Annotated in this window: 19 protein-coding genes; 15 read left to right on the forward strand and 4 right to left on the reverse strand. The window is 46.7% G+C overall.

All coding sequences use genetic code 11. The annotated features are described in order from the left end of the window. The first annotated feature begins 85 nt into the window (after positions 1-85). The 9 genes from ACTXGL_RS05465 (at position 86) to ACTXGL_RS05505 (ending at position 12,020) form a co-directional block, all read left to right on the forward strand. Positions 86-709, forward strand: coding sequence for an FMN-binding negative transcriptional regulator (locus tag ACTXGL_RS05465; RefSeq protein WP_443525402.1), 624 nt, complete (start codon positions 86-88; stop codon positions 707-709). Positions 710-804: 95 nt separating this feature from the next. Further along, on the forward strand, positions 805-1,401 hold the full coding sequence (locus ACTXGL_RS05470; protein WP_443525404.1) for a DJ-1/PfpI family protein: 597 nt from the start codon (positions 805-807) through the stop codon (positions 1,399-1,401). Between the two features lie 100 nt (positions 1,402-1,501). After that, the gene (locus ACTXGL_RS05475) at positions 1,502-2,743 is read left to right on the forward strand and encodes an FAD-dependent oxidoreductase (protein WP_443525405.1); all 1,242 of its coding nucleotides are present in this window, start codon (positions 1,502-1,504) and stop codon (positions 2,741-2,743) included. 303 nt (positions 2,744-3,046) lie between these two features. Beyond that, complete coding sequence (locus tag ACTXGL_RS05480) at positions 3,047-4,825, forward strand: AMP-binding protein (protein ID WP_443525407.1); 1,779 nt, start codon at positions 3,047-3,049, stop codon at positions 4,823-4,825. Between the two features lie 179 nt (positions 4,826-5,004). Continuing rightward, the gene (locus tag ACTXGL_RS05485) at positions 5,005-6,615 is read left to right on the forward strand and encodes a carboxyl transferase domain-containing protein (RefSeq protein WP_443525409.1); all 1,611 of its coding nucleotides are present in this window, start codon (positions 5,005-5,007) and stop codon (positions 6,613-6,615) included. Positions 6,616-6,705: 90 nt separating this feature from the next. Then, positions 6,706-7,512 (forward strand): enoyl-CoA hydratase/isomerase family protein, encoded by an 807-nt coding sequence (locus ACTXGL_RS05490; RefSeq protein WP_443525411.1) that lies wholly within the window; start codon positions 6,706-6,708, stop codon positions 7,510-7,512. 69 nt (positions 7,513-7,581) lie between these two features. Continuing rightward, complete coding sequence (locus tag ACTXGL_RS05495) at positions 7,582-9,693, forward strand: acetyl/propionyl/methylcrotonyl-CoA carboxylase subunit alpha (protein ID WP_443525413.1); 2,112 nt, start codon at positions 7,582-7,584, stop codon at positions 9,691-9,693. A 15-nt stretch (positions 9,694-9,708) separates the two neighbouring features. After that, entirely contained in the window at positions 9,709-10,629 is a 921-nt protein-coding gene (locus ACTXGL_RS05500; protein ID WP_443525415.1) for a hydroxymethylglutaryl-CoA lyase, read from the forward strand. Positions 10,630-10,832: 203 nt separating this feature from the next. Continuing rightward, the gene (locus tag ACTXGL_RS05505) at positions 10,833-12,020 is read left to right on the forward strand and encodes an isovaleryl-CoA dehydrogenase (RefSeq protein WP_443525417.1); all 1,188 of its coding nucleotides are present in this window, start codon (positions 10,833-10,835) and stop codon (positions 12,018-12,020) included. A 148-nt stretch (positions 12,021-12,168) separates the two neighbouring features. On the opposite strand, the gene ACTXGL_RS05510 is transcribed toward ACTXGL_RS05505, so the two are convergent. Next, positions 12,169-12,897 carry a pantothenate kinase gene (locus ACTXGL_RS05510; protein WP_443525418.1) on the reverse strand — a complete coding sequence of 243 codons (729 nt, stop codon included), beginning with the start codon at positions 12,895-12,897 and terminating at the stop codon, positions 12,169-12,171. Positions 12,898-12,972: 75 nt separating this feature from the next. Continuing rightward, entirely contained in the window at positions 12,973-13,968 is a 996-nt protein-coding gene (locus ACTXGL_RS05515; RefSeq protein ID WP_443525420.1) for a biotin--[acetyl-CoA-carboxylase] ligase, read from the reverse strand. Between the two features lie 175 nt (positions 13,969-14,143). Between ACTXGL_RS05515 and ACTXGL_RS05520 the strand changes: the two genes are divergently transcribed. The 6 genes from ACTXGL_RS05520 (at position 14,144) to ACTXGL_RS05545 (ending at position 24,595) form a co-directional block, all read left to right on the forward strand. Next, the gene (locus ACTXGL_RS05520) at positions 14,144-14,947 is read left to right on the forward strand and encodes a sulfite exporter TauE/SafE family protein (protein WP_443525557.1); all 804 of its coding nucleotides are present in this window, start codon (positions 14,144-14,146) and stop codon (positions 14,945-14,947) included. A gap of 50 nt (positions 14,948-14,997) precedes the next feature. Then, positions 14,998-15,939: a hypothetical protein gene (locus ACTXGL_RS05525; RefSeq protein ID WP_443525422.1), complete on the forward strand. Its 942-nt coding sequence runs from the start codon at positions 14,998-15,000 to the stop codon at positions 15,937-15,939. 66 nt (positions 15,940-16,005) lie between these two features. Continuing rightward, entirely contained in the window at positions 16,006-19,968 is a 3,963-nt protein-coding gene (locus ACTXGL_RS05530; protein WP_443525424.1) for an AAA family ATPase, read from the forward strand. 213 nt (positions 19,969-20,181) lie between these two features. Beyond that, positions 20,182-21,198, forward strand: a complete 1,017-nt coding sequence (locus ACTXGL_RS05535) for a cell division protein ZipA (protein ID WP_443525426.1) — start codon at positions 20,182-20,184, stop codon at positions 21,196-21,198. A gap of 411 nt (positions 21,199-21,609) precedes the next feature. After that, complete coding sequence (gene ligA, locus ACTXGL_RS05540; RefSeq protein WP_443525558.1) at positions 21,610-23,601, forward strand: NAD-dependent DNA ligase LigA; 1,992 nt, start codon at positions 21,610-21,612, stop codon at positions 23,599-23,601. A gap of 67 nt (positions 23,602-23,668) precedes the next feature. Beyond that, positions 23,669-24,595, forward strand: a complete 927-nt coding sequence (locus ACTXGL_RS05545) for a Hint domain-containing protein (RefSeq protein WP_443525427.1) — start codon at positions 23,669-23,671, stop codon at positions 24,593-24,595. A 148-nt stretch (positions 24,596-24,743) separates the two neighbouring features. Here the strand turns inward: ACTXGL_RS05545 and ACTXGL_RS05550 are convergent, their stop codons facing one another. Continuing rightward, a complete protein-coding gene (locus tag ACTXGL_RS05550) occupies positions 24,744-25,313 on the reverse strand; it encodes a hypothetical protein (RefSeq protein ID WP_443525429.1) in 570 nt (189 codons plus the stop codon). A 267-nt stretch (positions 25,314-25,580) separates the two neighbouring features. Continuing rightward, the gene (locus tag ACTXGL_RS05555; protein ID WP_443525430.1) at positions 25,581-25,982 is read right to left on the reverse strand and encodes a hypothetical protein; all 402 of its coding nucleotides are present in this window, start codon (positions 25,980-25,982) and stop codon (positions 25,581-25,583) included. Positions 25,983-26,290 lie beyond the last annotated feature (308 nt).

Raw genomic sequence — 26,290 nt, forward strand, 5'->3', positions numbered from 1 at the left:
AGGACAGCGAAATGCTCTCTTTGATAGGGCGCTTTGTATTTACTCTCTCTTCTATGGTTATTCAAAAAACGACTTGGAGCCTGCTATGTTTACTCCTAAAGCATTTAAAGAAGAGCGTTTTGATACGATAAAAGCATTTATCAAAGAGCAACCTCTAGCGACTGTTGTTGTACAAACACAGAATGGACTAGAGGCTTGTCATATCCCCATGTATTGGCAGGATGATGGTAGTGAGTACGGTTGCCTATACGGTCACATCGCCAAAGTAAACGCTTTGAACGACTATGATAATCTCGATGCACCATGGCTGATTATATTTCAGGATGCGGGTCATTATATCAGTCCCAATTGGTACCCAAGTAAAGCAATAACCCACAAAGAAGTGCCGACTTGGAACTATCGTAGTGTGCATATCAGAGGCTCAGTTAGTCTGTTGACCGACCCTATGGTATTGACGGAAATATTATCGGAACTCACTCAAGATTTTGAAGTTAATCAACCAATTCCGTGGTCGCTTAATGATGCGCCAGAAAATTATATTCAGGCACTCTGTCGAGCAATTGTCGGTATTCGCATCAGTATTACAGACATTCAAGCACAATTTAAGCTGAGTCAAAACAAAACAGTTGAAAATAGAGCAGGTGTACTCGCCGGACTGCAACAGTGTAATACGGCAAAGGCAGATGCTATGGCTAAACTCATTCTTTAAAAAAACCGACTTAGAAAGATCGATGAAGATAATGATTACGATATTAACGGATTGAATATTGCTTAACAATATCAACTTAATTGAGGGGCACTATAATGGTCAAGCGAACCGTTGGTATATTACTGTTTAATGAAGTAGAAGTACTGGACTTTGCTGGGCCTTTTGAGGTGTTCTCGTTGGCGGAGAACGGTGCAAGCGATAAGCACTTTGAGGTTATTACTATTGCTGAGCATCAAGCACCGATCTCTGCCAGAAACGGTTTACAGGTTATTCCTGATTATAGTTTTGCCACTCATCCAGCTATTGATGTGTTGGTAGTTCCTGGTGGTTATGGTGCTGAACAAACAGAAATACATAATAAGGCAGTGATTGATTGGATTATTGCCCAAACAAACGTGGCAGTACTGACACTCTCAGTGTGTACAGGTGCCTTGTTACTAGCAAAGGCAGGTTTGCTCGCTGGTAGGTCAGCAACTACTCATTGGATGGATCTGGATAATCTGGCGTCATATCCCGACATTAATGTTATCTCTGAGCAGCGCTTTGTGGATGCAAGCGATGATACCTGTAGTATTGTCACATCAGCGGGGATCAGTGCAGGCATCCATGCCAGTCTATACTGTATAGAAAAATTAATAGACAGTAACACCATGCATACAACCGCACATCGCATGGCGTTCGATATTGACTAATACACGTGGTTAGATAGGTGAGTGCATGTCTGTTTACTGATACAATAGCCGCCATTATTATCGATAATTAAAACAATTCCTTATCTATATTGGAGCTATTATGAGCGCAGAAAACCTATCTACAACGTCGCCAGCATCAGCAAAAACAGGTGTCGTCATCATTGGTGCAGGATTAGCAGGCTGGCATGTGATTGATGCTATTCGTGCCAAAGATAAAGCCATTCCAATCACTTTGATCACAGCGGACAGTGGTGATCGTTATCACAAACCGATGCTGACCATGGCAATCAGTCAAAACAAACGCGCGTCAGATTTAGTAAGGGCGACGGGCGTAGATGCGGCGCAAACAGCAGACGTAACCTTGCTGGCTAATACAGAGGTAACAGATATTGATCCGGTGAGCCAAACCCTACAACTGCGTGCTACCAAGCACTCAGACGACGCACCGACGACCATCGGTTATGAAAAAATGGTGCTAGCGATGGGCGCACATCCTATTTTTCCTAAGAGCTTACCGCAAGACTTGGTCTGGCATGTCAATCATATTGAGCGTTTTGGTCAGCTACAAGAGCAACTGGCAACCGGTAGCCAACACGTTGCAATCGTTGGTGCTGGTATGGTGGGAACAGAAATCGCAGAAGACTTGCTCAAAGCAGGTCACAAAATAACACTGATTGATCTAAATGACGCGCCGCTATCACAGATGCTACCGGCCAAGGCGACGGCACGTATTGCTAAGGCAGTTGAGTCACAAGGCATCCAGCTCTTAGGCGGCTATCAAGTGTCTGCTGTTACTCGTGTTGGCGATAACAGTGATAACGATAAGCTGCGAGTAGACTATGCACCATTATCATCAGATGCAGATAACACTGATACTCAGTCGCTTGAGCCGCTAATTGTCGATCACGTGATTGCCAGTACAGGTCTGACCGTTGACGCTCAACTGCCAACTGCGGCTGGCGTCGAGTTCGATCGTCGTACGGGTATCGTGGTTGATGCGGCGACACTGCGTACCAACGCGGCGAATATCTATGCCATTGGGGACTGCATGTCTATAAATGGAGTCGCGTGTCGTTATGTCGCACAGTTGCGGGCACAGGCTGCGACTATCGCTAATGATATCTTAGGGCATGAGCATGATGGCTACGATCATAAGCCGCCTATGATTCGCCTAAAAAACAAAGCGATATCTGTGATGGTGACGGGTGTGCCGCAAGCGGCTGGCAATTGGCAAGTCAAAACCGAAAGTGATGATGAGCTTGTTATGGATTTGCTGGATGACAATGATGCTGTTAGTGCAACGGTAACGATAAAAGCACCAGCCACTCCTAAAACACCATAAATAATTGGCTTTGAGTAAGCACATTTAAAAACAGCGTTTATGACTGTGCCAGCCCCATAATGGTTAATAGGGCTGGCTTTTTTGTGTCAAAAATTTGCCACGATTCTATGCTATGTTTCGTTATATCTCTCTGAGCAAGTATTTTTTATGACTAATTAAATGATACATATTGTATTGATATTGTTGACAGGCTTTTGCCTATGGCGTTATAGTAGCTGAACGCTATGCACGGCCTCATCACGGAAGAAGGTTTGTATACAAGCGATCAATCAGCACATAAAAAGTAAAACGAAAGGACTCGTTATGACTCAAACTCCCGATTTCGATTCGACTCGCATTGACTTCGATGCCATTTTAAACAACATTCCTAGTATTAATATGGGCGCGCGCTCAGCAAATGCACCGCTCACTCAAAGCTACGATAAAGGTCCTGATGTACCGCTGATTGAAGCGACAATCGGCGACTTTTTTGATGCTGTTGTTTCTAAGTATCCTAATCGCGAAGCATTGGTTGTCCGTCATCAAAATATCCGCTGGACATATCGTGAGCTACAGCAGCAAGTCAATCAGCTGGCCAGTAGTATGATTGAGATGGGGCTTGAGATTGGTGATCGTATCGGTATCTGGTCACATAACAATGCTGAATGGCTACTGATGCAGTTAGCCACAGCAAAAGTCGGCGTCATCCTTGTCAATATCAATCCTGCCTACCGCACCTTTGAGTTGCAATATGCCCTAAATAAACTCGGCTGCTCAGCGCTTGTACTTATGCGCCATTTTAAAACCAGTGACTATGCTGGCCTAATCCGTGAGCTGTGTCCTGAGATTTACCATAAAGACTATACTCAGCTTGATTTGGTTGAGATTCCAACGATTGAGCGTATCATTTGGATTGATGAGCCAGAGTCTGATGAGATCTTTGGCTTTATGCAGAAATTCTCGGCATGGATGAGCGAGGGTGATGCCAATGATCCACGAGTGGCAGAGCGTCAAGCTCAGCTCAAAAACACCGATGCTATCAATGTACAGTTCACCAGTGGCACGACAGGGACTCCAAAAGGCGCCACCTTAAGTCACCGCAATATCTTAAACAATGGTTATTTCATTGGTGAGGCGATGAACCTCACTGAAGAAGATAGACTCTGCATCCCCGTACCGCTATATCATTGCTTTGGCATGGTACTTGGCAACCTAGCGATTCTTACGCATGGTGGTTGTATCGTTTATCCAAATGATGGCTTTGAGCCACTGACTGTATTGCAAGCTGTAGAGGAAGAGAGATGTACAGGTCTGCATGGTGTGCCCACGATGTTTATCGCAGAGCTCGACCATCCTAAGTTCGAAAACTTTGATCTATCGACTCTGCGCACAGGTATCATGGCAGGGTCCAGCTGTCCGATTGAGGTCATGCGCCGCGTCATCGATAATATGCATATGAGTGAAGTCACCATTGCCTATGGCATGACAGAGACCAGTCCTGTGTCTTGTCAGACCAATGAGCACACGCCACTTGATAAGCAAGTCTCGACCGTGGGGCTAGTACAGCCTGCGCTAGAAGTAAAAGTCGTTGATACCGCAACGGGTGAGATCGTAGCGTTAGGCGAGACAGGTGAGCTGCTCACACGTGGTTATTCAGTGATGAAAGGCTATTGGGGCAGTCGCTTCAAGACACGTGAAGCCATCCAAGATGGTTGGATGCATACAGGTGATCTGGCGACAATGGATGAAGACGGCTATGTCAAAATCGTCGGTCGTAGTAAAGATATGGTCATCCGTGGTGGCGAGAATATCTATCCGGTAGAAATCGAAAACTACCTCTATCGTCATCCAAAGATTCGCGATGTGCAGATCGTCGGTATACCAGATGAAAAATATGGCGAAGTACTCGCAGCATGGATTGTTCCGAAAGAACCGGGCTGCTTGACCGAAGAGGAAGTACGAGAGTTCTGTAGTGAGCATATCGCTCATTATAAAGTGCCGGCATACTATCGTTTTGTGACTGAGTATCCGATGACCATCACAGGTAAAATTCAAAAGTATAAAATCATTGAGCAAATGAAAGAAGAATTAGGGCTGTCATAGGCTTATTTATCAGCTCTAAACTTGTTTATCAGGCCCAGAACATGAAAGATGAACCGTGTGAGTAGCCATTGCAAACAGCGGCCAGTAATATTTAAACAAATGACTGCGCACCTAAAAAATGACTCGCATAACAAGCTACTCGTAATTACGTATCTATGTATAAAAGAAAAAGGGATATCATGAGCGCTACTATAACCAGTAAACTGAGTCCGAACTCAAGCGATTTTCAGCAAAACAGTGCTGCGATGCAAGAGATCGTCGATGACCTGTATATACACTTGCGTAAAGTTGCCCAAGGTGGCTCGGAGCGCGCACGTGCCAAGCATCTTGCACGTGGCAAACTGTTACCACGCGAGCGGGTCGAGCGTCTGCTGGATGTGGGTACACCGTTCCTAGAAGTGGCGCCAATGGCCGCGCATGATATGTATGGTGAAGAAATTCCAGCGGCGGGTGTGATTGCAGGTATAGGCCGTATCAATGGGGTCGAGTGCATGATTGTCTGTAATGATGCCACGGTAAAAGGCGGCACGTACTACCCAATGACCGTCAAAAAGCATCTACGTGCCCAAGAGATTGCGCAAGAAAACCATTTGCCATGCGTCTATCTAGTCGACTCAGGTGGTGCCAACTTACCCAATCAAGATGATGTGTTCCCTGATAAGGAGCACTTCGGTCGTATCTTCTTTAACCAAGCCAATCTCAGTGCGGCAGGCATTCCGCAGATTGCTGTGGTTATGGGCAGCTGTACGGCTGGCGGTGCGTATGTGCCTGCCATGAGCGATGAGTCTATTATTGTAAAAGAGCAAGGCACTATCTTTTTGGGCGGTCCGCCACTAGTCAAAGCAGCGACTGGTGAAGAGGTCACCGCAGAAGACTTGGGCGGCGGCGATGTACATACCCGACTGTCAGGTGTGGTTGATCATCTAGCGCAAAACGATACCCATGCACTATCTATCGCTCGTAATATCGTCAGTCATCTAAATCGCCCAGTGAAAAATATTCCCAATCAAATCACACCGCGTCCGCCACGTTACGACGCTAAAGAACTGTACGGCGTGATTCCAACGGACAAGCGTAAGCCATTCGATATCAGAGAAATTATCGCCCGTATCGTTGACGACAGTGCCTTTGATGAGTTCAAAGCGCGCTTTGGCACAACGTTAGTGTGCGGATTCGCTCATATCGAAGGGATGCCTGTAGGTATCATTGCGAATAATGGCATCTTATTTAGTGAATCTGCCCAAAAAGGCACACATTTCATCGAGCTATGCTGTAAACGCAAAATACCGTTGGTGTTCCTGCAAAACATCACAGGCTTTATGGTTGGTCGTAAATACGAAAATGAAGGTATCGCCCGTCATGGTGCCAAGATGGTAATGGCAGTGGCCAATGCCAAAGTGCCGAAATTCACGGTCATCGTTGGCGGCTCGTTCGGCGCTGGTAACTACGGCATGTGTGGCCGCGCTTATAGTCCGCGTTTCTTATGGATGTGGCCAAATGCCCGTATCTCTGTCATGGGCGGTGAGCAAGCTGCTTCGGTACTGGCAACGGTCAAGCGTGATAATTTTGATCGCAAAGGTGAAGCGTGGAGTGAGGAAGATGAAGCTGCATTTAAAGCACCGATTCGCGAAATGTACGAAGAGCAAGGTCATCCGTATTATGCCACCGCGCGCATGTGGGATGATGGCGTGATTGATCCTGCTGATACGCGCAATGTATTGGCTTTAGGGCTGAGTGCAGCTTATAACGCACCGATTGAAGAGACGACGTTTGGTGTCTTTAGAATGTAAGATCAAGGGTCAGTGCTAACCATTTAATGACATTCAATAACGGTATTCGTTAGTAAAGATAGCGGATCGTGATCAAAAGAAGAGAGAATCATGCAAAACGATATTAATAATTATAAAAGTCTATTAGTCGATATAAAACAACACGTCGCTACCGTGACGTTAAACCGTCCTGAGATACGTAACGCGTTTAATGATGAGATGATTGCCGAGCTGACCGATGCTTTCACCACCCTTGGTGCTGATGGCGAGGTGCGTGTTATTGTATTAGCGGCTGCAGGCAAGGCGTTTTGTGCAGGTGCTGATCTTAATTGGATGCGTGCCATGGCGGATTACAGCTATGAAGAGAATCTAGCGGATGCCGATAAATTGGCGCAAATGCTCAAGACTATTTATGAATGTCCTAAGCCGACAGTCGCAGCTATTCAAGGCGATGTATACGCAGGTGGTATGGGCTTAGTTGCTGTTTGTGATGTGGCTATCGCCGTTAAGATTGCTAATTTCTGCCTCAGTGAAGTGCGTTTGGGATTGGCCCCTGCGACTATCAGTCCTTATGTTATCCGAGCGTTAGGTGCTAGAGCATCGCAGCGTTATTTCTTAAGTGCTGAAGTGTTTGATGCCAAAAAAGCGCGGCAGCTTGGCTTTATTCATGAGCGTGTTAGCGAAGAGTGGCTGAGCGATGAAGTGGCTGCGTTCTGTAACAAAGTGGTTAAGAACAGTCCAGATGCAGTCAAAACCTGCAAACAACTATTACATGATGTTGCTGGTGCACCTATCACTGATGAGCTGATTGCCGATACAGTAAAAGGTATCGCTGATATCCGTTCATCAACACAAGGCAAAGAGGGCGTGCAAGCCTTTTTACAAAAGCGTAAACCGGATTGGCTGACAGCAGATTAACGATAAATAATAGATAAATGAGCCAATAGATAAGACGTCAAATAACAACGACAAGACACAGGGATAGTTATGTTTTCTAAAATTCTAATCGCCAACCGTGGTGAAATTGCTTGCCGAGTGGCTGCGACTGCTAAGCGTCTTGGCGTCAGTACCGTTGCTGTCTATTCTGATGCGGACCGCAGTGCTAAGCATGTGGCTGTCTGTGATGAAGCAATTTATCTAGGTGGTTCGGCACCCAAAGACAGTTATCTCAAAGGCGATGCTATTATTGCTATCGCTAAGCAAACGGGCGCCCAAGCGATTCATCCAGGATATGGGTTTTTGAGCGAAAATGCAGACTTTGCGCAGGCTTGCCAAGATGCTGGCCTAGTATTTATCGGTCCATCGGCGGATGCTATACGTGCTATGGGTGGCAAGTCCGAATCCAAGCGCTTGATGGAGGCCGCTGGCGTGCCGTTGATACCCGGCTATCATGGTGACAATCAAGATGCCCAGTTTTTGCAGCAGCAGGCAGATGACATTGGCTACCCAGTATTGATCAAAGCCAGTGCAGGTGGTGGCGGTAAAGGCATGCGTATCGTTGAGCAAAGCAGCGATTTTATTGATTTGCTCGACTCGTGTCGCCGTGAAGCGATTACCAGTTTTGGCAATGATCAAGTATTGGTCGAAAAATATGCCCTAAAACCACGTCATATCGAAATCCAAGTATTCGGTGATACGCATGGCAATTACGTGCACCTGTTTGAGCGTGACTGCTCCGTACAGCGCCGCCATCAAAAAGTATTAGAAGAAGCCCCAGCACCAGGTGTCGATGCTGCCATGCGTGAAGCAATGGGCACAGCGGCAATCGAAGCAGCACGTGCGGTTGATTACGTTGGTGCAGGTACAGTTGAGTTTATTGTGGAGCAGCGTGAAGGTTCTATGAATTTTTATTTCATGGAGATGAACACGCGCTTGCAAGTTGAGCATCCTGTTAGTGAAGCCATTACTGGTGTCGATTTGGTTGAGTGGCAGCTGTTGGTTGCTGCGGGTCAGCCATTGCCAAAAACGCAAAATGATCTGGCTATCAACGGTCATGCAATCGAAGCACGTATCTGCGCCGAAAACCCTGACAATAATTTCTTGCCAGCGACAGGGACGTTATTCACTTATCAAAAGCCTGAGCACAGTACGTTTGTCATTGATAAAGACGGTAATGGCGTACGTATCGATGATGGCGTACGCGCAGGTGATGTCATCAGTCCTTTCTACGACTCTATGATTGCCAAGCTGATCGTCCATGCGCCTACGCGCGAGCAAGCGTTAGCTAGACTAGATCGGGCATTGGCGCAGACGCGTATTGTAGGACTGCCAAATAACGTGGCATTTTTGCGTTATATTTTGAATACCGATTCATTTAGCCAAGCCAATCTCGATACAGCCTTGATTGAGCGCGAGCAGGACAAGCTGTTTGATCAGCATCCGCTTGGATTATCGGCGCTTGTGGTAACGGCTATTGCGCAGCAGCTTGCGAGCGAAGCGACTACGCAGGGCTTAGATCCATTCAACAAGCCAACAGGTTTCCGTGCTTATAGCGACTATACTCGCTCTTTTAGCTTGGTTTATGATGAGCAGTCATACAGTGCTCGCATCAGTAATTGGTATAATGCGAGTGGTGCTGATAGCAAAAAAGGCGGCGATAATCTCAGTAGTTTTACGCTCATCATTGGTAAAGAAATCGCGAATACGCAGGATGATAGCAATATCAATGTAGCTGCTCAGACCGAAACGGTTTATGAAGGGCAAGTCAGCTATGATAGCAGTGACGCGCACAATCATACCTTATGGTTAGAGGGTGCCCGTATCAGTGCCCAAAGCTGGGTCAATAATGAGACAGTTTATGTGTTCACAGATAGCGGACGTGATGAAATTACGCTTATTGATATCATGGCACATGTAGGCGAGGATACGGCAGCGGTTGGTAGCTTAAAATCACCAATGCCAGGGCAAGTGGTTGCATTCAAAGTAGCTGTTGGCGATACTGTAAAAAAAGGCGAGCCACTTGCCGTCATCGAAGCGATGAAAATCGAACATACGATTACGGCACCGACGGATGGGGCTGTGGCAGAGCTATTGTTTGCAGCAGGTGATTTGGTCGCTGATGGTGATGAGTTATTACGTATCGATAGTGAAAGCGAATAGAAAAGGATAATAAGTATGAGCCATTCGTATCCAGAGCATGTCACTATCGTCGATGTCAGTCCACGTGATGGACTCCAAAACGAATCGATGACGGTGCCGACCGCTATTAAGCAAGCACTCATTAATGATCTGATTGCAGCGGGTGTCAAAAAACTAGAAGCAACCAGTTTTGTTTCACCGAAATGGGTGCCACAGATGGGCGATAATAGCGAGTTGCTTGACGCACTTGAACCTACGCGTCAGACAGACATTTGCTACTCAGTATTGGTACCCAATATGCGCGGTTTTGAAAATGCCATCGCACATCGTCCTGATGAAATCGTCATCTTTGGTTCAGCGAGTGAAACCTTTAGCCAAAAAAATATCAACTGTAGTATTGATGAGAGTATTGAACGGTTTGCACCAGTGACTGCGGCAGCAAAAGCGCAGGGTATCAAAGTGCGCGGCGTAATCTCTTGTACGGTTGGTTGTCCCTATGAAGGCGAGATTGATCCTAGCCAAGTAACTTATGTCACTAAGCGATTGGTCGAGATTGGCTCAGAGCAGATCGGTATTGCTGATACGATTGGTGTGGGTACGCCGCTCAAAGTACAGCGCGCCCTACAAGCAGCGCTTGAATACGCTGATATCACGATGCTGTCGGGGCACTTCCATGACACTTATGGTCAAGCACTCAGCAATACTTTGGCTGCATTACAAATGGGTGTCAGCGAATTTGATACTTCCGTCGCTGGCCTCGGCGGTTGCCCGTATGCCAAAGGCGCAACGGGCAATGTTGCGACTGAAGATGTGGTATACATGCTGCATGGCATGGGTATCAGCACCGGTATTGATTTAGATAAGCTGGTCGTGGCGGGTGAAGGGATCAGTACATACTTGAAGCGTCCAAATGGCTCAAACGTGGCTCGGGCTCTAATCAATAAACGTCAGTCTTAATTAGTATAGTCAATCCCTGTGAAGGTATGACAACGTTAACCTTGTTTGAAGTATTTGATATACATCTACACTCGGTTGCCTTGCCATACTCTCACATTGAATGGACTATACCATTAAAAACGGTAGCAAAAATACAGTTACAGTGGCTTTAAAAAACAGATTCAAATTCGAAAATTAAGAACATTTATATACAAGGAATGGTTATGAGTTTACCTGGATTAAATTTTCAGCTTGGCGAAGATATCGACGCCCTACGTGATGTCGTGCAGCAATTTGCAGCAAACGAGATTGCCCCACGCGCAAGCGAGATCGACAGTAGTGATGAGTTCCCCATGGATTTGTGGCAAAAGATGGGTGACCTCGGTCTACATGGTATTACTGTTCCTGAAGAGTATGGAGGTTCTAACATGGGTTACGTCGCACACATGGTCGCGATGGAAGAGATCAGCCGTGCTTCGGCATCGGTAGCGCTTAGCTATGGTGCACACTCTAATCTATGTATCAACCAAATTAAACGTAACGGCTCTGAGGCACAAAAGCAAAAATATCTGCCGAAGCTCATCAGCGGTGAGTTCATCGGTGCCTTAGCAATGAGTGAGACAGGCGCTGGCTCAGACGTCGTTAGCATGAAGCTCAAAGCAGAAGAAAAAGACGGTAGCTATATTTTGAACGGTAGCAAAATGTGGATCACCAACGGCCCTGATGCGGATGTGATGGTGGTCTATGCCAAGACCAACCCTGAAATGGGTGCAAAAGGCATGACGGCATTCATCGTTGAAAAAGGTATGGAAGGTTTTGGCACCGCGCAAAAGCTAGACAAGCTCGGCATGCGTGGTAGTCATACGGGCGAGATGACCTTTAATAACGTAACCGTACCGAGCGAAAATATCTTAGGCGGTCTCAATGAGGGTGTGAAGGTGTTGATGAGTGGCCTAGACTATGAGCGCGCCGTATTGGCCGCAGGTTCAATCGGTATCATGCAAGCAGTAATGGACAATGTTGTACCTTATATCCATGATCGTAAGCAGTTTGGTCAAGCGATTGGCGAGTTCCAGTTGATTCAGGGCAAAGTCGCAGACATGTATACGATACTGCAAGCGGGTCGTAGCTTCTTATATACCGTCGGCAAGAATTTGGATATGTTGGACGCGCGCGGTGCTGGTCATAGTCGAGAAGTGCGTAAAGATTGCGCCAGTGTGATTCTATGGTGTGCCGAAAAAGCTACTTGGATGGCAGGCGAAGGCATTCAGATATTTGGCGGCAATGGCTACACCAACGAGTATCCACTAGGTCGCTACTGGCGCGACGCCAAGCTCTATGAGATTGGTGCAGGTACCAGCGAGATTCGCCGTATGCTGGTTGGTCGTGAGCTATTTAACGAAACCAAGTAAAGCGATATCAGTGTAGTAGTTAGCTGAGTAAGATTAAAGTTTTATAAAAATTAATCTTCAAAAGACAATACGGAAAAAAGCAGCACGTTTTAGACGTGCTGCTTTTTTATGGGCATAACATTGCGTTAATTGCGTTATCTGTGAGTGACTATGGTTTGTTATGGTAATCAAAATATCGCGCCAATCCATTTAATAATAAATCATCACGCAAGCGTACGGGGCGATTGACATGCTGAGCAATAGTCGCTGCATCTCCGCCTGTCATAATAACCTCAAAGTTGGGATGACGACGGCTAATCTCATTAATGGCGCCAACAATGGACAATAGTATCCCGCGATGAACCGCATCTTGGGTAGTCACGCCTTGGCTAACACTATCAAAAGTGCCGTTAGAGATAGTTATTTGTTTGGTACCAGAAAACAGTGATTCACGCTGCAAGTAAATACTAGGGAAGATGTAACCGCCCAAATGCTCAGCATGATCAATCAAATCAATAGTCACCGCGGTACCGCAGCCAATCACGCATTGGCGTTTTTTCTTATCAACCGCCCCAAGCATTTGTAGCCAGCGATCACAGCCGAGCTGCTGATCGTTATAATCACTTTTCATAAGGGCATGTGCAGCGTCGACATGAACAAACTCAAACGGAATATTCAGACGGCTAAGTGTATCTGAGACTTTGGCATTGAGATCGTCGCCCAGTACTGATGAGATACCAATAAAATCAGGTGCATACCGCTCGAAGCGATCAGTTAGACCCATGAGCAACTCAGCAGGTGCTTGCAGGTGCTGCTTGGCATCATGTGCGACTATTTGCCCGATATCATCGGTAAGCCAATATTTTAGGCGGGTGTTTCCAAGATCAAGCCAGAGCATAAAAATCCCTTTACAAAGTGCTCGTTAGTGATGGTGCTCGTTAATGATGGGGTTCATCAATATAGTCATCTAAGCCTAATAAATAACGTCTATGCGTCCAGTAAAAAGCGTAGAAATCTTACCGTTATCTTGCTGCAATTGCAAACACCCATGCGTATCGACACCGCACGCCACTCCTGTGACGATTTGTTTTTTATTATTATAGTCTTGGGTGACGCGTAGGCGTAGTCCTGCCAGTGCGTCCATTGCTGCGAACTGCTGCAAAAACCCGTCTAAATAATAGGTATGACCTGTTGGCTTTTCTATATCCAAATGCTCAAAGCGTGTCATCGCCGCCATCAAGGCTTTGCTCATCTGCTGATACAGCATCTGTAAGTCTGGCAGGCTGGTGGTTTGTGCTGCTGGCTGCAGCATTGCATGAATATCTTGCAAGCTTATCGCCTGATAACTCATTCCTTCAGAGGTCTGCGCGGTGAGCGTTGGCGCAGCTTTTACATTCAAACCAATACCCAGCACCACACCGACCAATTTGCCAGATTTGGTTACTGGTTCTATTAAGATGCCAGCGAGTTTTTGAAAAGGTAGTGTGTGTTGCTGTTGCTGTTGCTGTTGCTGTTGCTGTTGCTGTTGCTGTTGCTGTTGCTGTTGCTGTGCGGCGGCGTTATCCGATGATATGCGATGAGCCTCTTGAGAGGGATAAAAGCCCAAATCATTTGCCCATTTCACACCTACTGGAGTTAACCCTTGCGCTTGCAGTTGCTCATTCAATATTTGGATGACAGGCATCTTTGCCAGCTCAAGGCCAATAATCAAAGACAACAATCCACTGATTGGTGTATGCACAGGATGGTACAGGGACAGATATACATTGCCGTGCGGCGACTGCCATGAACGCCCATGTTGTCCACGTCCAGCGCTTTGAGTCTCCGCGGTCAAAACGTGTACGGTAGCAGCATCTAGCGTACCATCCTGTAGCGCTTCTATTAGCTCGCTATTGGTCGAGGCACTACTGACGACATGGCGGTGGTTGAGCTCAGATAAATAGGCGGAAAAACTCGAGAGTGGTGGCATAAGTTTAGTCGATGTGGTTGGAGGAAACTTTGATATACTGGGCGATTGTTATCGTCAGACAGTACCGATTAGACAGCATAAAGCTCACATTGAGGTTTGGCAAATGTAATTAAACATGCTCAAGCGCAAGCGAGTACTATAGCGCCAGTCAGTATTATAAAAGGTTTTTTCTATGATGTTATATGTTTGGTTTGTGATTGCAGGGGCGTTTGCAGGGGTCAGTGCAGGTCTGTTTGGCGTGGGTGGCGGTATGATTATCGTGCCTGCACTGGTCTGGATATTTACCGCTTATGACTTTTCGCCAGAAGTGATCACCCACTTGGCCATTGGTACGTCTCTTGCGACTATTGTGGTGACCTCGATCAGCTCACTGACGGCTCATAACAAACGCGGCGGTGTGCGCTGGGAAGTATGGCGCAAGATGGCGCTTGGTCTAGTCATCGGTAGTCTGGTTGGCGCTGGTATCGCAGATATGATTGATGGACAGGCGCTACAAGCTATCATTGGTTTTGGTGCGCTATTGGTTGCCCTAAAGATGCTGTTCTTTTCTAACAAAGAGCAAACAGGCAAACCGTTGCCCCCTGCTGGTGTGCAGTTTGGCGCTGGTACGGGTATTGGTATGGCGTCGTCTATCTTTGGTATTGGCGGTGGCAGCTTGACGGTACCGTTTTTGAACTGGGCGGGGCTACCGATGAAGCAGTCAGTCGGTACGTCGGCGGCGTGCGGGTTACCCATTGCATTAGCTGGTGCGGCTGGCTTTGCTTGGTTCGGTCAAGATGTGGTCAACCTTCCTGAAGGCACCATCGGGTTTGTGCATGTCACAGGGTTTTTGTGCATTTCAGTGGTCAGTTTTGCGATGGCAAAGGTGGGCGCCAAGCTTGCCCACGTATTGCCTGCCTTGATGCTTAAGCGCGCGTTTGGCGTACTACTGATATTTGCAGGAGGGCAGTTGTTATTGAGTGGGCTGGGCATATTGTAGCCATCTCAAATCTTTATCGTAAAAAATGTAAACCATGAGATATTCTTAGTATGAAAGCAGCAGAAAAATATCGCCGTGTTTTTGGCTCAATACATCACTTAAAAGACCAGATATCATGGACGACTGGTCTTACGAACATGGTAGAGTTTTTGGCGTGGGAGCCAAAGCAGATTCTTGGTATCACCAAAAAGCAATATGTACGCCAAATCATCGAATGGGCGACCGATCCAGAGTTGGCGGGTAAAGATGTAGAAGAAATTGAACACGCTATCATCAAAAAGCTCACTGCAAAGATGCATGAGTCTGAGCGGTTAGAGACTTATTCAACACAAAGGATCGGTATTTGCCATCCGAGAGAAGCCACTCGCCGCGTCATGTTTTTTTCTGAAGAGTATCTCAATAAAGAGTTCGATATCTTTTTGAGCTTATGTAGTGATACCTACTTAGACTTATTTTATCAGCAATTCATCACTTTTAAATCAAATGAGACATGGTCGACGCATGGCAACAGTGGACTGTTTGAAGCCAGTACAGCGCTAAAGGCAATGTATATGGATAACTTAGCTTATAACCATCAGTCAAATGTACTGATCGCCAATGAGCTAAAATTTAATGGTCGAAAAAACCCAGATCAAATTCTAAAGTACTGCGTGATGTACGAGCATTTACTCGAGAACGGCTTTATCGATAAGGGCACAAAATTTTTGCTGTTATTTATTGGCGGTGATGCGCTAGAGTATAACAAGCAGCGCCTCGTCGACCGAGAACTGGCACTGTGTCATAAAAGACCTAAGAAGTATCAGCACTTATTGAGACAAGAGCTATTGGAAATCGTCGATCATCTGCAAGTAGCCAGTCTCACGTGGTCATCATTGATTGCGTTCAATGATCGTTATCTAGCAGAAAACGATGTGTGCCAAGTAGAGCAAAAACTACTACAAGGGTTTCGCCAAAGCCTGCAATCAAAATCGTTTATGCACTTAGCGGTTTAACCCTAAAAACTCACAACAATTTCAGGTAGAATAGCCGCCTGTTTCCGCCATATCAACTGACTATTCATGCGTTTAAAATCCCTAAAGCTGGCAGGCTTCAAATCCTTTGCCAACCCAACGACCTTTACCTTTCGTCATGGTATCACTGCCATCGTCGGACCAAACGGCTGCGGCAAATCCAATGTGATTGATGCCATTCGCTGGGTGCTGGGCGAAACCTCTGCCAAGCAGCTGCGCGGCGGGGCGATGAGTGATGTTATCTTTGCCGGTACGCAGGATAAAACAGCCAAGAGCGTCGCCAGTGTTGAGCTGACTTTTGAGCATACTCAAGATGAGCAGACGGGCATTCGCCATGAGTTTAACTTGTACCAAGAGCTGTCTGTTCGCCGTCAGGTAAATAAAGACGGTCGCTCGGATTACTTCATCAATGGCACACGTTGTCGCCGCCGCGATGTGGTTGATGTGTTCTTGGGGACTGGGCTGGGTGCGCGCAGTTATGCGGTCATCGAGCAAGGCATGATTGGGCGTATTGTTGAATCTAGCCCTGTGCAGCTGCGTGAGTTTATTGAAGAGGCGGCTGGGGTTTCGCGCTATCAGGCGCGCCGCGAAGAGACGCAAAAGAAGCTTGAGAAAACAAGAGACAATCTAGCGCGTTTACATGATGTGCAAAGCGAACTACTGCGCCAACAAAAGACACTGTCTAAACAGGCAGCGAGCGCACAGCGTTACGAAGAAATCTCTCTCAGCTTGGCTGATATAGAGCAGCAGCTTGCCATTCAGCAGCTCTATCAAGCCAAGCACAATCAGCAGCAGCAAAAAATAGCGCATCAGCGAAGTACCGCAGAAGTATCAACGCTGCAAGCTGACTACGATACGCTCAAAGCTCAGCAAGATAAGCTCACTTCCCGTATCAATCAAGAGCAGTGGCTCAAAGACGATGCCCAAAGCGCGCATTACGAACAGCAGCTCAGCTACCAAAACGCCGAGCACCAGTTAAGTGATGCCACATCACAACTGATGGCGATAGAGCAGCAACGGTCTCACTTGGCGCAGCAGCGTGAGCAAGCCCTTACTGACACCGAGCACTTAAAGTCTGAGCAAACTGAGCAGCACAACGCCCTAGACGAACTACGTCCACAGCTTGCTGAGCTAACCAGTAAGCGCGATAATGATAAGCGTAATGAGCAGCCGTTGCAGCGCGCATGGCATGACGCGCAAAACCAGCTGTCACGCTTGCAGGATAAAGCACGCACACTTGAGCAGCAGCAAGCGATTAATGCTCAAGCACAAAAACGCCATCAACAAAACCATGATAAATGGCAACGCCGCGCGCAAAACTGGCAGAATCTCTGGCAGCAGCTACAGCAGTCACTATCATTATCTGACAGTGCTAACACTGGCACAAACCAGGCAGATGATAAGCAAGACTTGAGTCAGGTGCTAGCGCAGCAAGTTACTGAACTGAGCAAACAGCTACAGCAGATTGAACGTCAAAAGGATGGCGTGGACGAACGGCTGTCCGACATGCAGCCGCAAGCACATCATTTGCAGCAAAACCTAAGCACGCAGCAACGCAAGCTAAGCGATGATGAAAAACGCCATGCGCTGCTGGCAGGCGAATACGATACCTTGCATCAGATACTACATCCTAAACCTACACAGCAAGCTCAGCAGAAACCCACAAAGACTGAAGCTACCTCGACAGACAATGTATATAACAATGATCTACAGACTCAGCAATTGGCCGTCGTCACCTTGCGTGAGCAGATTGAGCTGAGTGCAAAAGGGCAAGCGCATGCACAACTACTCGATAATGTCTTAGCGTTATGGCTAGATAGCCATGTACTGACCTCTAACCAACAAGCCAACCAAATCAATCCGTCACACGTTGATCATGTGAATGGTGAGGCTAAAAAAGCCGATAGCTTATGGCAAGTGCTTGCGCCGAACGTCAATGATTTACTAATGTACCAAACCTCACAAAATAAGCCTGCCAATACCAAAGACAAAGCAACAGTTGAAACAGGTCATAGCCATAGCCTGTGGCTGCCTACTGAGCAAAATGAAGTCAAAGACCATGCCTTTGTCAGCGACTTGCCAGAAAATTTGATTGATAAAGTATTGCCATTATCGCAGTTGATTACTCAGCCTTTACTCTCGCTATGGCAGCAATGTTATATATATACGTCGCAGTTTGAAACCATTGAACAGTATGAGATTGATACTCTTGCTGATGTACTAAAGTCATTACCACCATCAGCGATACTACTTACTACCGATGGTTGGATGATCAGTCGTCATGGAACAGTTAATCTAAGTAAGTTTGCTGGTGCTCAGGATGAGCAAAACGATAGCAGTAGCCAGTTCCTCACCCAGCGTTTGGCGCAGCGTACGCGTTTACAAACGTTAGAAGATCTACTCGGTGATCTAGAGTTGAGCATCGAAAATCAGCAAAAAATCATCACCAAAAACCAGCGCGACTATGATGCATTGATGGTCAGTCTAGAAGAAACGCGCGCGCAAGCTGAACAGTTAACCCGTGATAAGCATAAATACCAGCAGCAACTGACGACCGAACGCGCCAAAGCTGAGCGCTTGCAAGCGGATAGCCAGCGTCTGAACGCTGATGAGGTGACGCTTGAGCAGGAAAAGCAAGAACTGGTACAAGAACAACAGACGCTTGCGCAAGAGCAGCAGCATATCGACAGCGAGATCGCTACGCTCACCCCGCAAATAGCAGAGGCACGAGCGACAACCCAGCAATTACAATCTGAGCGCAGTGCGCTAAACCGTGCGCGGCAAGCTGATGATGACGCATGGCAAGCCTTGCAGCTACGTATTCAGCAGCATGAGATACGCCTAGAGAATAATATCAACAGTCTGACGCGTGCAACCGAGCAATATGATAAGTCATTAGAGAACGAACAAAAATTACAGATGCGTCATGAGCAGCAGCAGACCAAACTGCCAGAGCTAAAAGCCGCATTGCAGCGCGCACAGACCGCTCGCGATGCACAGCAAGTATTGTTGAGCGAGCGCGATAGCGTGTTAATGGAACTAAAACAAACGTATGCTCAGCAGCAGACGGTATTTGATGCCTTACAAAATACCTTGCAAATGCAGCAGAGCGCGCTTGCCCAGCATGCAACTGAACTGGCGCTAAGCGCAGCACGATTAGACGATGCCATTGTGCATACGCAAAGTGCCCTAGATGCTTACGCTCGTGTGAGTGATAAATACCAATCACAAGCTGCGCATACACAGCAGCAAAGCATGAGCGTCTCAAACTTATTGGCAGACTTTATCGCTCATGATCGCCGCGTCCGTCCAGACAAAATCGCTGAGCTAGAGTCCGAGCAAGCCAAATTAACCCAGAATTTAAGTAAGATTGGGCCAGTCAATTTGGCAGCAGTGGCAGAGCTGGCTGAGGTCAATGAGCGCCTAGAACCACTTGCTCAGCAGACGACAGATATTGCGGCAAGTATGCAGACGTTGGTCGAGGCGATTGCCTCTATTGACGAGACGACTAAGACGCTATTTATGCAGACGCTTGATGCGGTCAACAACGAGCTGTCCAATTTATTTGCCAAGGTATTTGGCGGTGGACAGGCTAGCCTAACATTGAACACTGACGAGATGCCCACGGGTACGCCAAAGTCAGAGCAATGGCGTGCAGGGCTGACCTTGATGGCGCAGCCGAAGGGCAAACGCAACAGCCGCTTAGCGGTGCTGTCTGGCGGTGAAAAAACCCTTACTGCGCTGAGTTTGATTTTTGCGATATTTAAGCAGCATCCCGCACCGTTCTGTGTGCTAGATGAGGTCGATGCGCCGCTTGATGATGCCAATGTCGCACGCTTTACCAGTCTTATCCATGAGCTGGCAGATGATTTACAGTTTATCTTTATCAGTCACAACAAACTGACGATGCAAATTGCTGATGAGCTAAAAGGTATCACGATGCCCAGTGCAGGCATTTCTACCCTAGTCAGTGTATCGCTCGATGAGGCCGCGCGTTACGTAGAGAGCTAATACAAAAGCCCGACAGCAAATAGGTTATAAGAATCAGAGCAATGCAAATATAATCAATCCATTAGCATAAATGCAAATAAGCTTGACCTTAGCCAAGCATACTGGTTATAAAGTACACAATGTGGTGACGACATAGATTAGCCATGCTAGAATATTGCCATTTATGCTCGTTTGTGTATTCCCTTTTGTTATATATACTAGGATGTATTTATCATGACCGTTATTCAGTTTATATTGATTGCCATTGCCGCGTTTATCGTGCTTGCAGGGCTGTTTATGGTCATTCGCAGTTTTAAGCGCCGCGGTAATGCTGAAGCGGCAGCGGTCAATTATGACAAAAACGGTATTCCTATCATACCGCGTCACGAGCGCAACATCGTTGATCAGCCAGACTTTGATGATACGGTCGCGGGCGAGACGAGTATCGGCCCTGACCGCAGCTATCTCAATGCTGTCGTCGAAGAAGAGCCACTGACTCAGCCTCATACCAATGTCGATGCGCAGCTGACGGCTGAGCGCAATCATGTCGCAGATACCGAGCATGACGTTATAGATGACGCTGACTATGCGCGCTGGCAAGAGGAGCAGCAACGTAGCGATGATACCGAGTTCTTAGCTGCTGCTGACCAAATGCAAGTCGAGCAAGAGCCTGATGCATTCTCAAGCCTGATGTCAGCAACAGATAGTTTGATGCCCTCAATCGACACTGCAGAAGAACCAAGCTTTGAGAATAATAGCCCAGTACTTGATCAGCACCTATCCGCATCTGACGATGATGCGCAAAACGGACCGTTGATCAATGCCAAAGACAACATCAATATCACCATCTTGCCGCACCAGTATCGTGATCGTCCAGCCTCAACTATCCGTGGTCGCGATCTATTAGCGTTGATTGACAAATACGGTCTGCGTTATGGGGCGATGAATATGTTCCATCGCTACGAGCAAAAAGACGGCACTGGTATGCTGTGGTTTAGTATGATGGGTATCACCGATAGCGGCATCGCGCCATTTGATCCGCATAGTGTTGCCACCAACACTTACAACGGCGTAGTCGTATTCTTATCATTGCCGCATCCACAAGCCGTGCGTAGCTTCGATAGCATGATGAGCATTGCTTATATGATGGCAAGCGATCTAGACGCGATTATGCTGGATGAAGAGAACGAACCAATCACCCCTGAGTACAAGCAGCAGCTGCGTAATCAAGTTCGTGATTATGAAGGCTAAGGGCTTAAAAGCTACGAAAGTTAAAAGCTGACTAGCATAAGCAATCATAAAGAAGGCAAATAGCGATTAACGTTATTTGCCTTTTTTAGTGGGCTCTAGTTTCTGCAAGATTCTAGAGTTGGTTAAAGATAAGTTAGATACAAGCAAAGTGAGTGTAAGTACTACACATAGTAGACTGAGCGAGCCTGAGACAGTATCTGATTTATATCGGATTGACTATACCGAGCATCCTGCAAACTTGTTATCATATCGGCATCTTGAATGACAAAAAAGACGCCGACTATGACTGACGCTACCTCATCAAATAATTCTAAAAATCTATCTGCTCAAGTAGAAAACCAAATTCCTGCGACATCTAATACAGCCAGTTCAACCGATAGTAGCAGCAACAATACAGAGATTGTCTCAAAAATGCGGTCGCTGATCGACGCGATCAAAACGCATAACTACGCTTACTATGTACTCGACAATCCGTTATTAGAAGACAGTGAATACGATCAACTGCGTCGCTCATTGCTAGAAATCGAAGAAGCCTATCCAGACCTGATACAACCTGACAGTCCGATTAACCAAGTCGGTGATATGCCGCTATCTGCCTTTACTCAAGTCACGCACGACATTCCGATGTTATCGCTGGGCAATGTCTTTGAATATGATGATTTGCGCGACTTTATGCGCCGTGTCAATGATCGCCTGAGCGTCTCGCAGCAAAACCCTGAATACGAGATGGAGCTAAAGCTTGACGGACTGGCAGTCTCACTGAAGTATGAGCACGGCAAATTTGTGCAAGCGGTCACGCGCGGTGACGGGCAGACAGGGGAGGACATTACGCAAAATGCCAAAACTATTCGTAATCTGCCATTATGGATTGCCGATGCGGCTGATATTGCGCTGTTAGAAGTGCGCGGTGAAGTACTGATGCCAAAGGCAGGGTTTGAGCGTCTCAATCGATTGGCGGAAGAGAGTGAAGGTAAAACCTTTGCCAATCCACGCAATGCCGCCGCTGGTAGCTTACGTCAGCTAGACCCAGCCGTGGCTGCCAGTCGTCCACTCGCATTCTATGGCTATTCGGTCAATCAAGGATTGCCTGAAAATATCGACACCCAATCAGGTGCGCTGGCGTGGCTCACCGAGCTTGGCTTTACCGTCAGCGCCGTAGAAGTGGTCGCCAACCCACGCGCCGCGCAGACCTATTATGAGTCTGTGATAGAAGGTCGTGGCGATTTGCCGTTTGAGATTGATGGTATGGTGATCAAGGTCAATAGCCTTGCGCTACAGCAGCAGCTTGGCTTTTTATCCCGTGAGCCGCGCTGGGCAACCGCTTATAAATTCCCTGCCGAAACCGTCATGACGCGTCTCAACGATATCGAGTGGCAAGTCGGTCGTACGGGTCAAATCACGCCTGTCGGTAAGCTTGAACCTGTCAAAGTTGGCGGCGTCACCGTCAGCAATGTCACCTTGCATAACTTTGGTGAGATTCAGCGTCTGGATGTACGAGCAGGCGACACGGTCAGTGTCCATCGGGCAGGTGATGTCATCCCCAAAGTCACACGCGTCTGGCACGATCAGCGCCCAGCCGATAGCAAGCCAGTAACCTTACCTTCGGCTTGTCCTGTCTGCGACTCGCCTGTGGTGCTGCCAGAAGACGAAGCATTGGCACGCTGTACGGGCGGACTGTTTTGCCCAGCACAGCAGACTGAGGCGCTCATTCACTTTGTCTCGCGCCGTGCGATGGATATCGATGGACTTGGCGCGAGTTGGCTCATTAGCTTCTTTGAGCATGGTCTGGTGAAAACGGTCGCTGATATCTATCAATTGCACAACCATGCGGATGAGATGGTCACCTTTGAGAAACTGGGGGAAAAGTCCGTCCAGAATATCATCAATGCTATCGAAGCGAGCAAGCACACGACATTGGCTCGCTTTATCTACGCGCTGGGTATTCGTGGTGTCGGTGAAGGTACAGCACAGAACTTTGCTCAACAGTTTGGTGATTTAGATAGTCTAATGTCGGCCAGTATTGAGACCTTGATAAAAACGCCAGATGTCGGTGAAATCACTGCCGAGCTGACCTATAAGTTTTTCCGCGCGCCGCACAATATCGAAGTCATCACAGCGCTACGTGAAGCTGGCGTCCATTGGGATAAAGTTGAGCAAGTCGCATCCGAAGGGCTGCCACTCGATGGGCAAACGTGGGTCATCACGGGAGCGCTCGATAGCATGGCGCGTGATGAAGCCAAAGCCAAACTACAAGCGCTGGGTGCAAAAGTCTCGGGCAGTATCTCTGCCAAAACCACGGCGCTACTGGCAGGAGATAAGGCTGGCTCTAAACTAACCAAAGCGGAAAAATTGGGCGTTAAAGTGGTAGGTGAGGAAGAGTTCTTGATTATGGTTAGAGAGTAGATTTAGCTTCAACTGAGATTTATAGATGCGCTGGGCGCTACCACTTGCAAACATTGGATGATGCTTTATGAAAACAATAATACAAGATGCCAGCCAGCGCGAAATTGGTTGTTTTGTTAAAGGAACATCAGTCAGAGTAGAGGGTCCAAATAGGTTTAGCTATAAACCGATACAAGATATCGAAGTGGGTGACAAAGTACTCTCAGCAGCTGAAAATGGTATCGGAGAGCCTGTCTTTAAACGAGTGACCAAAACCTTTAAGTTTGAAAACAAAGAGATATGGTACGTTGGATATATCGATATCACTAGACCCGCTCTAACAGATATAGATGATATACAGGACATTCATTATGCGATGTTACCAAACCATGTTGGTGTCACGCCAAACCATCCCGTTATGGTCGTGGGTAAAGGATATCATACTGATCGAGATCGTTCACTTATTGGACCGCCAAAGGATTTAGCGTTATTTGATATACCTGAATGGAGACGTGCAGATCAGCTAACGTTTGGGGATATACTAGTGAATCCAGAAAATGGTAATCATTATGCAGTGATAGCTGCTAAACCATTATACCAGTACGGGAGTGATCAGGTCGGTAATATGGCATGGATGCATGCCACACCTTATTATACTCATGCTGTGGAAGATATTGAAGGTATGGAGGAAAGCCTAAGTAAAGGCACGCTATTTGATATGGACAATATTCGTAAAACTTTTGGTCAGTTTCAAAAAACGGATATTTCTTGCGCTAACTACAATATCACCACTCATGATGATGGTACAGAGTCTTATATTCCTTATACCACGACGGTATATAATCTCGAAGTTGAGGACTATCACACCTACTGTGTCGGTGGTTTTAATCAAATTATGGTTTATAATACCAACTGCGGTACTGATAACCCCGAAAATTTTCTACTTGAATATATTGCGCCCAAACGTATGCTTGGCGATGGTTATGCTGACTTGAATATGGACGGACGCAAGTGATGGAACGTAGGGTGCGCTCAGCGCACCTAGAGAAATAAACTACTCTAATTTATCTGAAAAATGCTAAAAAAACCCAATTGAATCATTACCCCAGACTTCTACATAAAAACCTTGCCGTATATATAAAGATGAGATATATCTTAGCCTTCTACTCCACCATTTCCCCATGCGCCTTCGCCTCACCTTTTTTACCATCAGGTTTGATCTCAATGGGCAATACCAGTCCTTTGGCAAAGTCATCAGACAGCACATAATCATAGCTGCTGGCAGTGATATCGGGCGTGGTATGAATGATAAGCGTCATCTCATTGCCATCGGTCAGCTCATGTGAGACATAGGTTTCGCTCAGCTGATCCAAGACTTTAGACAGTGCTTCATTACTTGCCATGCTGATAGTGAGGTTGTGCTGTGAGGTCGCCGCATCCACTTTGAAAAACTCAGCATAGTCTCGGACGTTTTGACTATCGATTGCAAACGGATACTTGTAGTTGGTGGGGTCAGCAGGCTTTGTACCGTTGTCTACCAGTGACCAGTCTACCGTGTCGGCAGTCGGTTTTCCTTCTGATGTCGATGGCTCGGCTGCGGTATCTGCTGTCGCCACTTTGTTCGCTACTTGGTCGGTGGTATCAACAGAAGAGTCGGTAGCGTTATCGCAGGCTGTCAGCGCCCACATACTTGCCGTTGCGATTACCATCATACTTATCAGACGCTTAGCCATCGAGTTATCCTTTTCATCACTGATCATCATTGATTTGCTCTAACTGCTATTTTGACAGCTTTCTTGATGGTTCTCTAGCAAAAAGCGTCAGTGACCAGTTTTTGAGCTAATGCTAGAGCTGGAACGGATAGATGTAGTTGTTCTCATAACCACAGCCCTAGAGCCATAATCATAGTCACGAAACTATCGATCAAACAGGTATAAAAAAGCAGCCACTATCTAGTGACTGCTTTATTTTTTAATAGGTTTCTGCTTATCTTTGATGGACTAGATTTGGCAGTTTACTTTGTATTCTTTTCCATTTGCCCATTTCATTGCAAAGATACCTTTGTCTTCTTTCATGTGCCATGCATAGATGACTTCTGGGTTTGAGTCGTTGACATAGCTTGCAACGTCACCCTTGATACCGCCGTTCAAGACGACTGGCTGCTCTGCCCATTTTACTTTAGGTAATGTGGCATTGACCATGACTTGCTCTTTATTGATAGATTGCTTTGCCATGATTTTGCTGCCGTCAGTACAGGTGTAGGGTGCTGGCGCCATGCGATCATAAGCCGCGGTTACCTTTTCTGTGACGGGTGTATCAGTGGTTTCTGGAGCCGTCGTAGCACAAGCGCTCAATAGGGCAAGGGCTGGTAGGGCGGTTGCGATTTTAGTTATCATGTTCATGGTTCTCTCCAGAGTTTGTCACTGATGTCATTCGATTATATTTATTTAGGTAGGTAGCCTATGAGGGTTATAGTAGCGAAAACGAACTATTTCAGTGTTAGAAATTGTTTATTACCTGTTAGCTTGGTTACCTAATCCGTGACTAATGTAACTTATGATTCTAGATGTCCTTAATCCTGCGCACTACTAACCCTAGGTGCCATGAGTTCTAGGTGTTTTTAATCGTAAATACTACCAACTGCATATGTTCTATAAAGTAAAGGCAGTAAATCAAAAACACCGATTATAGTGGGTGGTACTGCTAAGTT

The sequence above is a fragment of the Psychrobacter sp. T6-6 genome (assembly GCF_052258185.1).
Classification (GTDB): Bacteria; Pseudomonadota; Gammaproteobacteria; order Pseudomonadales; family Moraxellaceae; genus Psychrobacter.

Bases quoted from the DNA above. Each gene is read 5' to 3' on its own strand.
- ACTXGL_RS05485 (WP_443525409.1), top strand. From the start codon at position 5,005: ATGAGCGCTACTATAACCAGTAAACTGAGTCCGAACTCAAGCGATTTT.
- ACTXGL_RS05470 (WP_443525404.1), top strand. From the start codon at position 805: ATGGTCAAGCGAACCGTTGGTATATTACTGTTTAATGAAGTAGAAGTA.
- ACTXGL_RS05530 (WP_443525424.1), top strand. From the start codon at position 16,006: ATGCGTTTAAAATCCCTAAAGCTGGCAGGCTTCAAATCCTTTGCCAAC.
- ACTXGL_RS05475 (WP_443525405.1), top strand. From the start codon at position 1,502: ATGAGCGCAGAAAACCTATCTACAACGTCGCCAGCATCAGCAAAAACA.
- ACTXGL_RS05520 (WP_443525557.1), top strand. From the start codon at position 14,144: ATGTTATATGTTTGGTTTGTGATTGCAGGGGCGTTTGCAGGGGTCAGT.
- ACTXGL_RS05500 (WP_443525415.1), top strand. From the start codon at position 9,709: ATGAGCCATTCGTATCCAGAGCATGTCACTATCGTCGATGTCAGTCCA.
- ACTXGL_RS05480 (WP_443525407.1), top strand. From the start codon at position 3,047: ATGACTCAAACTCCCGATTTCGATTCGACTCGCATTGACTTCGATGCC.
- ACTXGL_RS05525 (WP_443525422.1), top strand. From the start codon at position 14,998: ATGAAAGCAGCAGAAAAATATCGCCGTGTTTTTGGCTCAATACATCAC.
- ACTXGL_RS05555 (WP_443525430.1), bottom strand. From the start codon at position 25,982: ATGAACATGATAACTAAAATCGCAACCGCCCTACCAGCCCTTGCCCTA.
- ACTXGL_RS05535 (WP_443525426.1), top strand. From the start codon at position 20,182: ATGACCGTTATTCAGTTTATATTGATTGCCATTGCCGCGTTTATCGTG.
- ACTXGL_RS05545 (WP_443525427.1), top strand. From the start codon at position 23,669: ATGAAAACAATAATACAAGATGCCAGCCAGCGCGAAATTGGTTGTTTT.
- ligA (WP_443525558.1), top strand. From the start codon at position 21,610: ATGCGGTCGCTGATCGACGCGATCAAAACGCATAACTACGCTTACTAT.
- ACTXGL_RS05510 (WP_443525418.1), bottom strand. From the start codon at position 12,897: ATGCTCTGGCTTGATCTTGGAAACACCCGCCTAAAATATTGGCTTACC.
- ACTXGL_RS05495 (WP_443525413.1), top strand. From the start codon at position 7,582: ATGTTTTCTAAAATTCTAATCGCCAACCGTGGTGAAATTGCTTGCCGA.
- ACTXGL_RS05550 (WP_443525429.1), bottom strand. From the start codon at position 25,313: ATGGCTAAGCGTCTGATAAGTATGATGGTAATCGCAACGGCAAGTATG.
- ACTXGL_RS05505 (WP_443525417.1), top strand. From the start codon at position 10,833: ATGAGTTTACCTGGATTAAATTTTCAGCTTGGCGAAGATATCGACGCC.
- ACTXGL_RS05490 (WP_443525411.1), top strand. From the start codon at position 6,706: ATGCAAAACGATATTAATAATTATAAAAGTCTATTAGTCGATATAAAA.
- ACTXGL_RS05465 (WP_443525402.1), top strand. From the start codon at position 86: ATGTTTACTCCTAAAGCATTTAAAGAAGAGCGTTTTGATACGATAAAA.
- ACTXGL_RS05515 (WP_443525420.1), bottom strand. From the start codon at position 13,968: ATGCCACCACTCTCGAGTTTTTCCGCCTATTTATCTGAGCTCAACCAC.